Raw genomic sequence first — 13,120 nt, 5'->3', positions numbered from 1 at the left:
GGCCGTGCCTGGCATCCGCTTCAGGTGAGGGGCGCCGCTGGGTGTCCATCGCCCCGGGCGTGCAGGGAGTGGCCGAGGCGGTGGGCCACAACGCCTGCGAACCGGATCGCGTCGGCCGCGGCGGGCAACGGATCGTCCCGGCAGAGCCAGGCCCGTTCCGTACGCCGCCGCGAAAGCAGACCGGGCGGCAGCCTGTGCTCATCCCGCAGCCAGACCGCCGCCGACGGCAGATCGAGTTGGCCGGCGACGAAATCCCGGTTTTCGTCCTGCGGGCTGTCCGGCACGTCACGGCCCGTCAGGTCCAGGTGCATCGCCCGTACCACGTCGATTCCGTCGGCGTTCTGGAACAGCCGGAACTGCGCACCGGCGCGCGGGTTGAAATCCACCAGCTTGTAACGCCCGTCGCGACGGTCGTAGCGCCAGTCGAGGTCGGCCGGCCCGCTGTAGCTGATCCGGCGGCACAGCCCCGCGGCCAGCTCCGCCAGACAGGAATTGCGCAGCGCGACCGCCCTGGTGGTCACCCCCGCGTACGGCGGCCATGAGCGCAGCTTCAGACCGGTGAAGACGACGCGCGGTGTGCCGCCTGCACCGCAGTAGAGGTGGGTGATCCAGTCCTCCGCGTGCTCTCTCGGGATGTACTCCTGCATCAGGACCGGGGGCAGCGCGCCTGTCGGATACCGGGCCAGTAGCTCCCGCTCGTCGCGGATCACGGTGGTGCCGCTCACTGCCGGGTGGCGCAGCCTGCTCCAGGCTTCGAGGTTCTTGAGCACCAGCGGAAAGCCCAGCTCACGGCCTGCCACCACCAGTTCGTCGCGGTCTGCCGGCGCCCGGGTGAGCGGGGAGGGCACGCCGAGCTCCTCGCACATCCTGTGCAGGCTCGCCTTGTCGGCCAGCCGCCGCGGCAGACCGGAGGGCACCGCCGGGAGCAGAAAGCACTCCGCCAGTTGGTCGGAGTGCTCGGCCAGCAGGATGGCTGCTTCGTCGTCGGTCGGTACGGGCATGCAGCGCGAGCCGATCGCCCGGCCGATCGACAACAAGGCCTCGACCAGCAGCCGCGGTTCCTCCAGGCCGGTCGTCGGCCAGACGAACCTGCGGGTGACATGGCGTGAGAGCGCCACCGGAGTGAACCTGTCCTCGACGACGGCGTGGACCGGGACACCCAGCCGCCCGATGGTGCGCACCACGCCGACGCCGCCGTGGTGCAGGGGATATCTGCCGATCTTGGTGAGGAGAGCGGGCATCGCACGGTCGAGGGGTGGTCCGGCGTTCATCCGGCGTCGTCCTGTGTGGAGCCGGCGAGTTCGTTGATGCAGGGTGTTTCGGATGGCCGCGTCGTCGCGACGGCCGCAGGCGCGACAGCCCCGCACCGCGTACGCCCCGGTCCGCTGGCCGGGAAGGGCCTCGCGCCCATCACTCGTGACCTCTCACTTCGCAGGACGTGGATCTGCACATCGCTGTTCTTGTGACGGACCGTTACCGCTGACCGGCATGGCCCTCATCAGGGATGATGTCAGAATTAATGCCATATGTCGCTTATTGTGGATGACTGGCCTTATGGTGAGTGAGATCTGTCCGAAGACCGGCCGTCGGCAGCCGAGCGGCCGGTGCACCACCGGGCTGTGGAGAGGAGCACCGCCAACTGGCCCTATCGGATAGGCAGGTTGTGCGCGGCACGGGTCGCGCCTGTGGGCAGCCACCCCCGGAGGTTTGATCGTGAACCGTGTCCCGACCTTCACGACAGCGCCTGGGACGGTGCCGGGACCTCCGGCCGAGCAGTTCGCGGACTCCGTGCATTCTCCGAATACTCCGCGTCACCGGAGCGCCCGTGCGCTGTGGGATCCCCTGCTCGGGCTCCTACCACTGCGCACTCCGCGTGTTCTCGGCACATTGACCGACCGTCTGCGGGCGCAACGCCTGGTGCGCGGGATGCATCCCCGCGAGGTCACTGTGGTCCGACGCCCCACCTGGCCCCAGACCAATCTGCTGGTGTTCGGGTTGCGGCGGGGAAGCCTGACCGTCGTGGTCAAGCACCCCAGGAACGAACGGGCGGCCGCCGCCCTCGCCCGTGAATGGGACGTTCTGCGGGAGCTGGCCGCGGACGACCGGCTCGACCCCTGGCGGCAGCTGCTGCCACAGGCCGTCGGCTATCTGCCCGTCGGGCCCGGCCGGATGCTCGCCCAGGGGAGGCTCGCGGGCGTACCCGCCGAGCGCCTGGTCCGGGGCCGGCCGCAGGATCTGCACCGAACGGTCACCGCTGCCCTCTCATTTCTGGCGGAACTGCGGCGTGCGACCGGAGTTGTGCAGCCGGCCGCCGAACGGTCCGGCGAATGGGCCGAACCGCAGCTGGAGATCCTTTCCACGGAGATCGGATGGTGTCGGGCGGGTGCGGGAGCGGCGGGACTTGAGGCGCTGCGCCGGCGCCTGCACGAGGGCCTTGCCAAAGGCGTCATGACACAGGCCTGGACGCATGGGGACTTCCACCCGGGCAATGTGCTGCTGAGCGAGGAGCGCGCCCGGGTCACCGGGGTGTACGACTGGGGCAACGCGCGGATGGACGGCCCGTCGGAGATCGACGCCTGCATGTTCGTACTGGCGGTCCGGGCGGCGCGCAGCGGCCGCCCGCTGGGAAGGCTCGTTGCCGATGCCGTCCGTGCCGGTGGGCTGCCGGCCGCTGACCGCGCACTGCTCAGGGCCGCCGGCGTGGATCCTGACGGCGGCGGCGACCCGGCGGTACTGCCGCTGCTGACGTGGCTGTGGCATGTGGCGGGCAATGTGCGGAAGTCGCCGCAGTTCGGGCGGAGCCGCTGGTGGGTGACCGAAACCGTCGCGCCCGTCCTCGAGGAGGCGTCCCGATGAGCGAGCACCCGACGCACCCCACGCACCCGACGCTGACGGGCGCCTCCACGCCGCCCAAGGAAGGCGAAGAGGCGCCGGCCAGCACCTCCACGACCGGCGAATCCCGTGCACGGCGAGCCGCCACCCGCCGCTGGGTGATCCGGGCGGTGCTGCCGATCGCGCTCGCCCTGTGGCTGCTGTCGCTGCGCCATGTCGACCTCGACCGGATGCGCGACCTCGGCCTGCTGCAGGTGCTGCCGGTACTCTTCTGGGTCGCACTGGCCCTGCTCACCCTGGGTTTCTGTCTCGCGCTCGGCGACCGGCGGACCGGCAACAGCTGGTACGCGGCCTACGTCCTGGGGCTGATCGCGGTCATCCATGCCACCCCCACCCTGCTCTATCCGACCCTGCGCTATTCCTGGGCCTGGAAGCATGTGGCGGTCATCGACGCGATGCTGCGGCACGGCGGCGATGTGCCGAACGCCGGCACACTCGACATCTACAACGAGTGGCCGGGCTTCTTCCAGCTCAACGCGCTGTTCCTGCGAGCCACCGGTCTTGAGTCCGCCATCGGTTACGCGGCCTGGGCCCCGGCGTTCGTCAACGCCCTGCTGCTCGGTCCGCTGCTGCTCATGTACCGGGCGGTCGCCCGTGACCGCAGGCTCATCTGGGGTGCGGCCTGGATCTTCTACTCCTGTTCCTGGGTGGGGCAGGACTACTTCGCGCCGCAGGCCTTCGACTTCCTGCTGTTCGCGACGGTGATCGCCCTGATCCTGCGGCAGCTGCCGTCCTCCGCGCTCCCTCGTCCGAGCCGACGCCGACGGGGAGCCTGGCCACCGGGACTGCTGCTCCTGGTGCTGGTGATCGTGGCCGCCCTCGTGTCCTCACACCCGCTCACCCCGCTGATGCTGATCAGCGCGCTGGTGCTGCTGTCGCTGCCACGCCGCAACCGGCGGGTGGTGCTGCCGGTCCTGGCGGGGGCGGTCGTGTTCACGGCCGCCTGGGACGCCACCGTGGCACGGCCGTACATCTCCACACACTTCGGCAGCATCGTGGACGCCCTCTCCCAGCCCGACGCCAACATCGCCTCGTCCCTGGCCACCTGGGGCTCCGCCGCTCCGGGGCAGATCCTGCTGTCCTGGGTCGACCGTGGCCTGTCCGGTGCCGTCTTCCTGCTGGCTGTGATCGCCTTCGTACGCCGCCCGTGGACACGCCGCACCGGCCTCCCACTCCTCGTGCTCGCCCCCGTGCCGGTCCTGCTCGCGAACCCGTACGGCGGGGAGATGATCTTCCGGGCCTACCTGTTCGCGCTGCCCGCCTCCGCGTTCATGATCGCCGCCCTTCTGCTCCACCGGGGTACTCAGCCGCGGCGTCGGATGCTCACCGTCTACCCGATTCTGCTGGCCATGCTCGGCGGCCTGGTCTTCGGCTACTACGGCAAGGAGGCGGTGAACCAGTTCACGCTCCAAGAGGTCGCCGCCGCCCGCTATGTGACGTCCCACGCTCCGGAGGGTTCGAAGATCGTGACGCTCACCTCCGCCGTGCCCGGCCTCTTCATGCACTACGACCAGCACGAACGGGTGCTCCTGGCCCAGCAGGACATTGCGGACGAACGGAGGCTGGTACAAGACCCGCTGGACGGCGTGACGGGGTTCGTCTACGGGGCCACCGCGAGGCAGCCCGCGTACATCATCCTCAGCCAGGCGCAGACGAAGGACGTCTATCTCACCGGGGACCTGCCCGCCGACACCGTGAAACGAGTGGAGTCGGCGCTGTCGAGGGCGCCGGGCTTCGTTCGCGTCTACCACAACGATGACGCGGTGGTTTACCGGTACGTGGCTCCGAGGGAGACGATCCGCCGATGACAGCACTGCGTTGGGGGATCGCCGCGTCCGGCTGGCTGGCCCTCGCGGCCACCGCACTGCCGGCGGGGAATCCGTTGCGGGTGGTCGTCACGGCCGTCTTCCTGATTGTCTGCCCGGGACTGGCGGCTGTATGGCCGCTGCGATCGGCGGCGCGCCGAGGCCCCGGCTGGGCCGCGGTCCTGGAGCCCGCCGTGCTGAGCGTGGTGCTCAGCCTGTCGCTGGCGGTGCTTGTGGCGGAGGCGTTCTTCCTCAGCCACACGTTCACGTTCACGCGGGCTCTGCTGGCGCTCGCAGTCCTCACCTCTGTCCTGGCACTGATGCCGCGACACGGCGTGCTGCGGTCCGCGCGCCGACGGTCCACCGCGGGAGCCGCTGAGCCGAACGAGTGAACCTTCCGCGAACGAGAGGTACAGGAATGCCCTCGAATTCCCGCTCGGCCGCCCGGCACCACCGGGCGGCCACGGAAGCGACCGGGGCTCCCCGGGAGCGGGCTCCGGTCGTCGTCATCGGCGCCGGCCCGTACGGGCTGGCCACCGCCGCCCGGCTGAGCGCGGCACGAGTGCCCCGGAGAATTTTCGGCGAGCCGATGGAGGGCTGGCACACCCATATGCCCAAGGGCATGTATCTCAAGTCCGTACCGGCGGCATCGTCGATTTCCGCGCCGGAGCCCGGGTACGGGCTCGCAGATTTCCGTGCTGCCCAGGGCAGGGAGCCGGTGGGCGACCTGTATCCGGTCCCGATCGAGGAATTCATCGGCTACGGGCGATGGTTCCAGGAGCGCCGCGTGCCCGAACTGGAGCGGTCGATGGTGCACGGTGTGCAGGCCGTCGACGGCGGGTTCGGCATCACTTTGGACTCCGGGGAGGAGTTCCTTGCCTCAGCCGTGGTGGTTTCCACGGGACTGGTCCCGTTCGCCCATGAACCGCTTCAGCTGCGCCGTCTCACCGCGGCGGGCCTGACCTCCCACACCTGCGAGCACCGGGATCTGACCGGCTTCGCGGGACAGCGGGTGGCCGTGCTGGGTGCGGGGCAGTCGGCGCTGGAGAGCGCCGCACTGCTGTACGAGGCGGGTGCCCGCCCCACCGTGGTCGCCCGTGCCCCGGCCGTCGTCTTCGGTGACCCTCCGCAAACGGACCGGCCCGCCGCCCGTTCCCGGTCCGTCCGGCTGCGCAAACCCGGCTCCGCGCTCGGCCCCGGCTGGTCGCTGCTGGCCGTCAGCCGTGGCGCCGCCGCCTACCGCCACCTGCCGACATCGGTGCGGATCCGACTGCTGCACACCGTGCTGGGGCCGTCCGGTGCGTGGTGGTTGCGGGAGCGCGTGGACGGCCGCTTCCCGGTGCTGTGCGGGCGCACGGTGCACTCCGCGGTGCCCGAGGACGGGACGGTGCGCCTGGAGTTGGCGGACCCGGGCGGCGGAATCGAGCTGCTGCGCGCCGACCATCTCCTGATGGCCACGGGTTACCGGGTGGACGTGGACCGGCTCGGGTTCCTGGAGCCCACACTTCGTCAGGCGGTACGAACGTTCGGCGGTGCACCACGGCTGTCGGCCGGCTTCGAGTCCTCGGTGCCCGGCCTCTACTTCACCGGACTGGCCGCGGCACCCACCTTCGGGCCGGTCCTGCGCTTCGTCTGCGGTACCGGGTTCGCCGCCCGGCGGACTGCCGCCGCGGTCGCGGCCGGAATCCGGTGAAACCCGTGGCGGCACACAGGGCCTGGCGGGCGGTGGCTGCGGGCCTGCTGATGCTGTCCACGGCCTGCGGCAGTGACAGCACGCCCCCGCGCCCGCCTGCCGCGGGCTCGTGGCGGCTGGTCTTCCATGACGAATTCAACGGCTCGAAACTCAACACCGATCGCTGGGTCACCTGCTACGACTGGAACAAGGGCGGGTGCACCAACAGCGGGAACGACGAGTTGGAGTGGTATCTCCCGAGCCAGGTGTCGGTGGGCCAAGGCGCACTGACCCTCAGCGCCGAGCGCCGCAACACCCGGGGGAGCGACGGCAAGACCTACCCGTGGAGATCCGGCATGATCTCCACCGGGCGTGACCACTGGGAGGGCCGTCCCCGGCGGACCTTTACCTACGGCTACTTCGCAGCGGCGATCCGGATCCCCTCGGAGGCGGGCATGTTCCCGGCCTTCTGGATGATGCCCGCGTCCCGGCGGACGCCTCCCGAGCTGGACATCATGGAGTTCCTCGGAAACACCGACGAGACCAACATGTATGTGCACTGGCTGAACCGGGCGGGCGAGCAGCGGGAGCGGGGAACCTACGGGCCGGTCGACTTCCCCGACGGCTACCACGTGTTCGGACTCCTCTGGGAGCGCGACGAGTTGACCTGGTACGTGGACGGTGTCAAGAGATTCCGGGTGACCGCTGCGGACCGGATCCCGCACGTCCCCATGGAGGTGCTGGTCAATCTCGCCGTCGGGGTTCCCAAACCGCCGCCCCCCTCGGTCGTTTCGGCGCAGATGCACGTGGACTGGGTGCGCGTCTGGCAGCACTGAGCGCCGGAGCGGGGCCCGGCAGGCCCCGTCAGGCTGCCGGGAGCGCCTGGAACGGCCGGTTCAGCCCTGCCCGGAGGCGGCGGTACGCGCGCCATCCCCTGGTCCGGAGTCCCTCGGGGAACGGCGCCACTCGGGCCTCGGACCCTTCGGTCCACCGCCTGAAACGTTCCCGGCCGGTGTCGGCGTGCACCATCAGCCGGGCGATCCTCAGTGGGTCGTCCCTGTACGAGCTGAAGGCATTGCGGACGGCGGCGGCCGATGTCCAGCCGGCCTCCTGCACCAGGCGGCACACCGCGGGGCTCGAGTAACCGTGCGGATACGCGAACGCGGTGACCGGATGACCGAGGGCATCCTCCAGTTGGCGCTTGCAGCCGACCACCTCGTCCCTCAGCCGGGGCCCGGGCAGCGTGTCGAGCTGCGGATGCGTCCTGGTGTGACCGCCGATCTCGATGCCGAGCTCGTCCAGTTCCTCGACCTGGCCCCAGCTCAGCATCGGCGCGGGCGGGAACAGACTGCCGTCGGCCGGCCGGCCCGGCGCGTGCAGCGCGCCCGTGGTGATGTACAGGGTGGCGGGCAGTCCCCGATCGGCGAGCAGCGGAGCCACCGTCGAGTAGAAGTCGATGTATCCGTCGTCGAAGGTCAGCACGGCGGACCGGGCCGGCAGCGGGGGGCCGCCGTGCAATGCCGCTACGAGCCGCCGCAGCGGGATCACGTCGAGGCCGCTGTCGGCGATCAGGTCGAGATGTCCGGCGAGGGTACGGGGGCTCACCGTGAGCGGCGCGATCCACGACGGCGGGTCGAGAGCCACCGAGTGGTAGAGGAAGACAGGAACGGGGTTCACGGACGGCTCCTGCCGACAGGAGCCGGTGCGCCGTCGGTGCTCGATCCGCCCAGGGGCGGCGGCGGGCGGTGCGCAGCGGAGCCGGACGACAGGGAGTGGATCCGGCCGACGGCATAGCCGGCGACGGTGGCGCAGACACCCGCGGACAGCGCCGCGAGGGTGCGCAGGGCGTCGGGACGGCCCGGCCGCAGGGCCCGGGCGAAGGCCCGGGGGACGGTCGATCTCAGATAGGTGCGCTCGCTGGACAGGGCTGCCCTGCTGCCACTGTGCCGGGCGACCAGTGCCTTGGAGAGCCCTTCCGCATAGCAGCGTGACCTGAAGTACGCCCAGGTGGTACGCGTCCCGGGGACCCGGTGACGTACCGCGGCACCAGGCTCGTACAGCAGCACGGCGTCGGGACGGCGAGCCGCGATCCGCAGACACAGCTCCGTCTCCTCGCAGCCCAGGGGCCGGGTTCCGACCCGTCCGAGGTCGGTGCGGAAGCCGCCGGCCGAGACCACCTCGGCCCTGCGGAAGGACATGTTGGCGCCGATGAAGTTCCTCACCGGGGCGGTCCGCACGGGCAGGCCCCGGTACGAGCAGCCGACCACCCAGTCGAATTCCGGCGGGAACCACTGCGGTCGGCGTGTGACCCACCACGGCCGGACGAGGCCGCCGACGCCCACGACCCGGGGGTCCTCGTAGCGTTCCAGCATGCGGTCGGTCCAGTCCGGATCGGCGGCCGCGTCGTCGTCGAGGAAGGCCACCACGTCGCCCAGGGCCGCCGCCACCCCGGTGTTACGTGCACCGGAGAGGCCCTTGCGCTCGCGGTTGGGCACCACCCGGACGCCGGGCAGCGAGGCCGTGGCCTGCTCGTAGAGTTCCTCGCAGTGGTCGATCACCAGCACGATCTCGTCCGCCGCGCGCTCCTGGGCACGAACCGAGCCGATCGCGGCGCGGATGTCCTCCCACCGGTCGAGGGTGTAGGCGCAGATGACGACAGACAGGCTCGGTGAGGTGCTCATGACGGCCTCCCGGCGGTGGCGGGGGGCGTGGTCGCCGTTCCCGCCGGCTCGGATGCCCTGAGGGCACGTGATGCGTACACGGCTACTTCTCAGTCTCCGTCGCCGCCGTCGCGGCCGCGCGCCCGAGCCAGCGGCTGCGCAGATAGCCCAGCGGCCCGTACAGCAGGCCTCGCATCTCCAGGAGGGCGAGCTGCCGGGACCATCCGTCGCCCGGTTCCGTCCGGCCGCGTGCCCTGGTCGTCGCGTACCGGATGCCGCCGGGGAGCCTGCGCAGCAGGGCGGGCACCATCCGGGGCTCGTGGGCGAGCGCTCCGGTCAGATAGGCCCCGAGTCCGGCGCCGTACCCGAAGGCCTGTGCCTTCAGGGCGTTCTCGGTACGGCGGTGGCGATGCCAGACGATCGCGCCCGGCTGATAGGCGAGGGTGCGGCCGCCGACCAGGACCCGGAAGAAGGCGAGCAGGTCGTCGCCGCCGTGCGCCGGGGTACCGGTGCCGGTGGCCGGGTCGAAGCCGCCGAGGGCGCGAAGCATGTCCGCACGGAAGGCCATGTTGGTCCCGGAGCCGAAGCGTCCGGCAGTGAACGGGAACAGCGGGTCGGCCGGCGGGTCCTGCAGCGACCAGGTGCGAGGGGTGTAGCCCTTGGCGAATCCACCGTGCCGCTCCAGCGCGGCCTGGGCTCCGGTCCTCAGTTCGGCGGGCACGATGAGGCCGGTGACACAGCCGATCCGGCGGTCCCGGGCGAAGGCTGCGGCAAGCTCGGTCAGCCAGCGGGCGTCGACGAGCGTGTCGTCGTCCGTGAACGCGGCGATCCTGCCGTGCGCCAGGGCCAGCCCCCGGTTGTGTGCGCGGGCGAGACCGGCCACGGGCTCCCGGACGTAGCGGACCCGTTGGCCGTAGGCCTCCTTGACCAGGTGCTCGGCGGACGCGTCCGTCGGGGCGTTGTCCACCACGATCACCTCGAACCGCGGGTACTCCATCAGCAGGAGCGAGTCGAGGCACTGTCGCAGCAACTGGGGCCGGTCGTGGGTGGCGACGATGACGCTGATGAAGGGGGCCTCGTCGAGGACGCGCAGCCCGGCGGCCTGGCAGGGGAGGACGGCCGGTTCGTGCCACGGCCGGGAGGAGACCTCGGGCGGAGTGCTCGGCCGGTCGGCTGCCAAGTGCCCGGCGACGGCGGTGGTGAGCTCCCGGTGGGCCGCATTGGCCAGGGACCGCCACAGTTCGGCGGGGCTGGTGCCGGTCGCGGAGACCATCCCCAGCGGGTGGCCGTGCAGCCGTACCAGGGCCAGAACCCTGCCCTCGGGACGGATCTGCTCACGGCTGCCGGGCGGATGGAACTCTCCCGGCTCGGCCAGATCGATGTCGACGACCCTGACCGGGGAATAGGGCGGGGCCACGGGGACGGAGACTGTGGCGTGGGGAGCGAGGAAGAGTCGGCCGGTGGCGCTCATTATGTGCTCCGTCCTGCCGGCGCGGACTGTGCGCCGGGTCGCTCGGAGAGCAGGGTGCGCAGCACCCGGCGGCCGTCGGAGATGGCGTGCAGGTTGGAACGACCACTGCGGCGGGGCAGTTCGAGGCTCGGGACCTCGGCGATCCGCAGTCCGCAACGCAGCGCGTGCACGATCATCTCGGCCTCGATCTCGAAGCCGGCGGCGTGCAGGTCCAGCTGGTCCAGGAAGCTGCGCCGGAAGGCGCAGAACCCGTAGCACAGGTCGGTCAGCGAGGCGTCGTAGAGCTTGTTGACCGCTGCCAGCAGCACCTGGTTGCCCAGTCGCCTGAAGCGGGTGATGTCCAGGGAGCCGCCGCCCGCGACGAACCGGGAGCCCTTGACGAAGTCGTAGCCGTTCTCGAGGAAGTGCAGGTAGTGCGGGATCTCGCCGGGCGACATGCTGCCGTCGGCATCCATCATCACCACGTAGTCGCCGGTCGCCGCGAGGAATCCGGTGCGCAGGGCGTTTCCCTTGCCCGGGCCGCTCTGCTCGACGCTGCGGACCGTGGGCAGGCAGAGGGTCGCCATGGAGACCGTGGCGTCACTGGAGTCGCCGTCGACCAGGATGACCTCGTCCACGCAGTCCGGAATCTGCTCGAAGACCCAGGGGATGTTGCGTGCCTCGTTGCGCGCCGGAACCACCAGGCTCACGGACGCCCGCGGCGGCAGCCTGTCCTCGGCGCGTCGCATCGGGTGGGTGTCGGTGGCTCGCCGGGCGGGGTGCGCGGCGGGCGTCGGCGCCGGGGCGATGGCGGGGAGCTGGGTCTGGGCGGTGGCGGGGAACTGAGTCGGGTTCGTGGTCATGATCTCTCCGGGATCGAATCGGTATGGATGGCGCGGTGTGTTGCTGTATGTCTGCTATGTACGTTTACGTCGTATACATACGATTTACCCTTACAGGCATTTAGTCAAGGGGTACCGGTCGTGTATCCGGACGGATTGAACTGCTGGAAGCGCCACGCATCGCGGCACATCGCGGCAAGATCCCTGGTCGGACGCCATCCCCACTCCCGCGCCGCCGCGCTCGCGTCGGCGACGAGTTCGGTCACGTCGCCGGGGCGGCGGTCCACGACCTCGTACGGGACGGACCTGCCACACGCCTCGCCGAACGCGTCCAGGAGCTCGAGGACGGAGGTGCCCGTTCCGCTGCCGAGGTTGAAGACGCGCATCCCCGTCCGGTCGGCGAGATGGGCCAGTGCGCTCCGGTGGGCCTCGGCGAGGTCCATGACGTGGATGTAGTCGCGGACTCCGGTGCCGTCGGCGGTGTCGTAATCGCCGCCGAAGATCCTGAGGCGCCCGTGCCTCCCGGCTGCCACCCGGGCCAGCCGGGACATCAGATTGGCAGGCTCGCCGCGGGGGTCCTCGCCGAGCAGGCCGCTGGGGTGCGCGCCTACCGGATTGAAATAGCGCAGCGCCAGCACGGTGAACTCCGGGCGGATCCGGCACACGTCGGCGAGCATCTGCTCGCAGACCCACTTCGACGCCGCGGCAGGGTTCGCCGGGCGTGCCGGGTCGCTCTCGGGGTGCGGCCCGTTGTGGGCCTCGCCGTAGATGGAGCAGGACGAACAGAAGACCAACTGGTGCACACCGTGGCCCTGCATGACGTTCAACAGGGATGTGGTGGCGCCGACGTTCACGTCGTAGTACTCGATGGGTGCCCGCACGGACTCGTCGACGGACCGCTTTCCGGCGAGGTGCACCACGGCATCCACAGGGTGCTCGTGGAACACGGTCGAGAGCGCCCGCCGGTCACGCAGATCGACCGCGTACACGCCTCCCAGCGCGCGGCCGGCGACTCGTTGAATGCGCAGGCAAGCCAGGGGCGAGCTGGTGGAGTAGTTGTCGACCACGATGACCTCGTAGCCGTGGTCGAGGAGCTCGACGCAGGTGTGGCTGCCGATGAATCCGGCACCGCCGGTGACCAGAACCGTTGAAGGGGCGGGCATGAGTTCTCTCCTTGAGCGCGGTGGGGCGAAGGGGAGGCCTCCGCTGCCCGGCCAAGGGGCGGGCCGGACCGAATGGGCGCCGGTATCCTTATGAAATGAACTGACGCCATATATTTACGTCGTATACATACACTTTCATCCCTTTTGGGCCTACGGTCAAGGGAGAGGCCGAGGCGGCTCGCCCCGGCGACTGGAGGCAGACATCGTGAAGAGGCGGAAGGAGAACCGGCGGGGCCGGACGGAGAACGAGCGGCGGCCCGGGGATCGCGGCCGTTACGGTCAGCTGAGCCGGGAGCGCGTCCTGGCCACTGCCCTTGAGCTGGTCGACCGCGAAGGGCTCTCGGCGCTGAGCATGCGCAGGGTGGGAGCCGAGCTCGGCGTGGAGGCCATGGCCCTGTACCGGTACGCCCCCAGCAAGGACGCACTCCTGGACGGACTGGTCGAGGCCCTCTTCATTGAGCTGGAGGAGTACCTGGCCGCCCCCGCCACCGTCGTCGTCGGCGGCGGTGACGCGGCGGCCACTGCCGTGGGTCCCTTCGCCGAGGGGCCCGAATGGCGCGCCGAGCTGCACCGCATCGCGCAGGCGACCTACCAGGTCGCGCTGGCCCACCCGCAGGTGGTGCCGCTGCTGGCCAC

At 70.6% G+C, this 13,120-nt stretch carries 12 protein-coding genes; 6 read left to right on the top strand and 6 right to left on the bottom strand.

Translation table 11 applies throughout. The features are described 5' to 3' along the window. Nucleotides 1-20: 20 nt before the first annotated feature. Entirely contained in the window at nt 21-1,271 is a 1,251-nt protein-coding gene (locus tag ACI2LP_RS31705; protein WP_404727986.1) for an ATP-grasp domain-containing protein, read from the bottom strand. 616 nt (nt 1,272-1,887) lie between these two features. Here ACI2LP_RS31705 and ACI2LP_RS31700 point away from each other — a divergent pair. From ACI2LP_RS31700 to ACI2LP_RS31680, 5 genes are read left to right on the top strand one after another with little or no spacing between them, the layout of a single operon-like run. After that, nucleotides 1,888-2,856 carry a phosphotransferase family protein gene (locus ACI2LP_RS31700; protein WP_404727985.1) on the top strand — a complete coding sequence of 323 codons (969 nt, stop codon included), beginning with the start codon at nt 1,888-1,890 and terminating at the stop codon, nt 2,854-2,856. Then, nucleotides 2,853-4,700, top strand: coding sequence for a glycosyltransferase (locus ACI2LP_RS31695; RefSeq protein ID WP_404727984.1), 1,848 nt, complete (start codon nt 2,853-2,855; stop codon nt 4,698-4,700). The genes ACI2LP_RS31700 and ACI2LP_RS31695 overlap by 4 nt, the downstream gene beginning before the upstream one ends. Continuing rightward, nucleotides 4,697-5,089 (top strand): hypothetical protein, encoded by a 393-nt coding sequence (locus ACI2LP_RS31690; protein WP_404727983.1) that lies wholly within the window; start codon nt 4,697-4,699, stop codon nt 5,087-5,089. Before ACI2LP_RS31695 ends, ACI2LP_RS31690 begins: the two co-directional genes overlap by 4 nt. 26 nt (nt 5,090-5,115) lie before the next feature. Continuing rightward, nucleotides 5,116-6,390, top strand: a complete 1,275-nt coding sequence (locus ACI2LP_RS31685; RefSeq protein WP_404727982.1) for an NAD(P)-binding domain-containing protein — start codon at nt 5,116-5,118, stop codon at nt 6,388-6,390. Between the two features lie 5 nt (nt 6,391-6,395). Then, entirely contained in the window at nt 6,396-7,205 is an 810-nt protein-coding gene (locus tag ACI2LP_RS31680) for a family 16 glycosylhydrolase (RefSeq protein WP_404727981.1), read from the top strand. Between the two features lie 28 nt (nt 7,206-7,233). Here ACI2LP_RS31680 and ACI2LP_RS31675 read toward each other — a convergent pair whose 3' ends face one another. The 5 genes from ACI2LP_RS31675 to galE form a co-directional block, all read right to left on the bottom strand. After that, nucleotides 7,234-8,046 carry a polysaccharide deacetylase family protein gene (locus tag ACI2LP_RS31675; protein ID WP_404727980.1) on the bottom strand — a complete coding sequence of 271 codons (813 nt, stop codon included), beginning with the start codon at nt 8,044-8,046 and terminating at the stop codon, nt 7,234-7,236. After that, the gene (locus ACI2LP_RS31670) at nt 8,043-9,050 is read right to left on the bottom strand and encodes a glycosyltransferase family 2 protein (protein ID WP_404727979.1); all 1,008 of its coding nucleotides are present in this window, start codon (nt 9,048-9,050) and stop codon (nt 8,043-8,045) included. Before ACI2LP_RS31670 ends, ACI2LP_RS31675 begins: the two co-directional genes overlap by 4 nt. A gap of 82 nt (nt 9,051-9,132) precedes the next feature. Continuing rightward, complete coding sequence (locus ACI2LP_RS31665) at nt 9,133-10,500, bottom strand: glycosyltransferase (protein ID WP_404727978.1); 1,368 nt, start codon at nt 10,498-10,500, stop codon at nt 9,133-9,135. Next, nucleotides 10,500-11,342, bottom strand: a complete 843-nt coding sequence (locus ACI2LP_RS31660) for a glycosyltransferase family 2 protein (protein WP_404727977.1) — start codon at nt 11,340-11,342, stop codon at nt 10,500-10,502. The genes ACI2LP_RS31665 and ACI2LP_RS31660 overlap by 1 nt, the downstream gene beginning before the upstream one ends. A gap of 104 nt (nt 11,343-11,446) precedes the next feature. Beyond that, the gene (gene galE / locus ACI2LP_RS31655) at nt 11,447-12,484 is read right to left on the bottom strand and encodes a UDP-glucose 4-epimerase GalE (protein WP_404727976.1); all 1,038 of its coding nucleotides are present in this window, start codon (nt 12,482-12,484) and stop codon (nt 11,447-11,449) included. A 205-nt stretch (nt 12,485-12,689) separates the two neighbouring features. Between galE and ACI2LP_RS31650 the strand changes: the two genes are divergently transcribed. Next, on the top strand, nt 12,690-13,120 hold a 431-nt coding region (locus ACI2LP_RS31650), incomplete at its 3' end, for a TetR/AcrR family transcriptional regulator (RefSeq protein WP_404727975.1).

Source organism: Streptomyces sp. NPDC019890 (assembly GCF_044903445.1).
Lineage (GTDB): Bacteria > Actinomycetota > Actinomycetes > Streptomycetales > Streptomycetaceae > Streptomyces.
Note: the sequence above shows the minus strand (reverse complement) of the source record. Positions and strands in the feature narration are given on the sequence as shown.

Excerpts from the sequence above, each read along its gene's own strand:
- ACI2LP_RS31665 (WP_404727978.1), bottom strand. The coding sequence starts at position 10,500 with ATGAGCGCCACCGGCCGACTCTTCCTCGCTCCCCACGCCACAGTCTCC.
- ACI2LP_RS31690 (WP_404727983.1), top strand. The coding sequence starts at position 4,697 with ATGACAGCACTGCGTTGGGGGATCGCCGCGTCCGGCTGGCTGGCCCTC.
- ACI2LP_RS31660 (WP_404727977.1), bottom strand. The coding sequence starts at position 11,342 with ATGACCACGAACCCGACTCAGTTCCCCGCCACCGCCCAGACCCAGCTC.
- ACI2LP_RS31670 (WP_404727979.1), bottom strand. The coding sequence starts at position 9,050 with ATGAGCACCTCACCGAGCCTGTCTGTCGTCATCTGCGCCTACACCCTC.
- ACI2LP_RS31705 (WP_404727986.1), bottom strand. The coding sequence starts at position 1,271 with ATGAACGCCGGACCACCCCTCGACCGTGCGATGCCCGCTCTCCTCACC.
- galE (WP_404727976.1), bottom strand. The coding sequence starts at position 12,484 with ATGCCCGCCCCTTCAACGGTTCTGGTCACCGGCGGTGCCGGATTCATC.
- ACI2LP_RS31695 (WP_404727984.1), top strand. The coding sequence starts at position 2,853 with ATGAGCGAGCACCCGACGCACCCCACGCACCCGACGCTGACGGGCGCC.
- ACI2LP_RS31685 (WP_404727982.1), top strand. The coding sequence starts at position 5,116 with ATGCCCTCGAATTCCCGCTCGGCCGCCCGGCACCACCGGGCGGCCACG.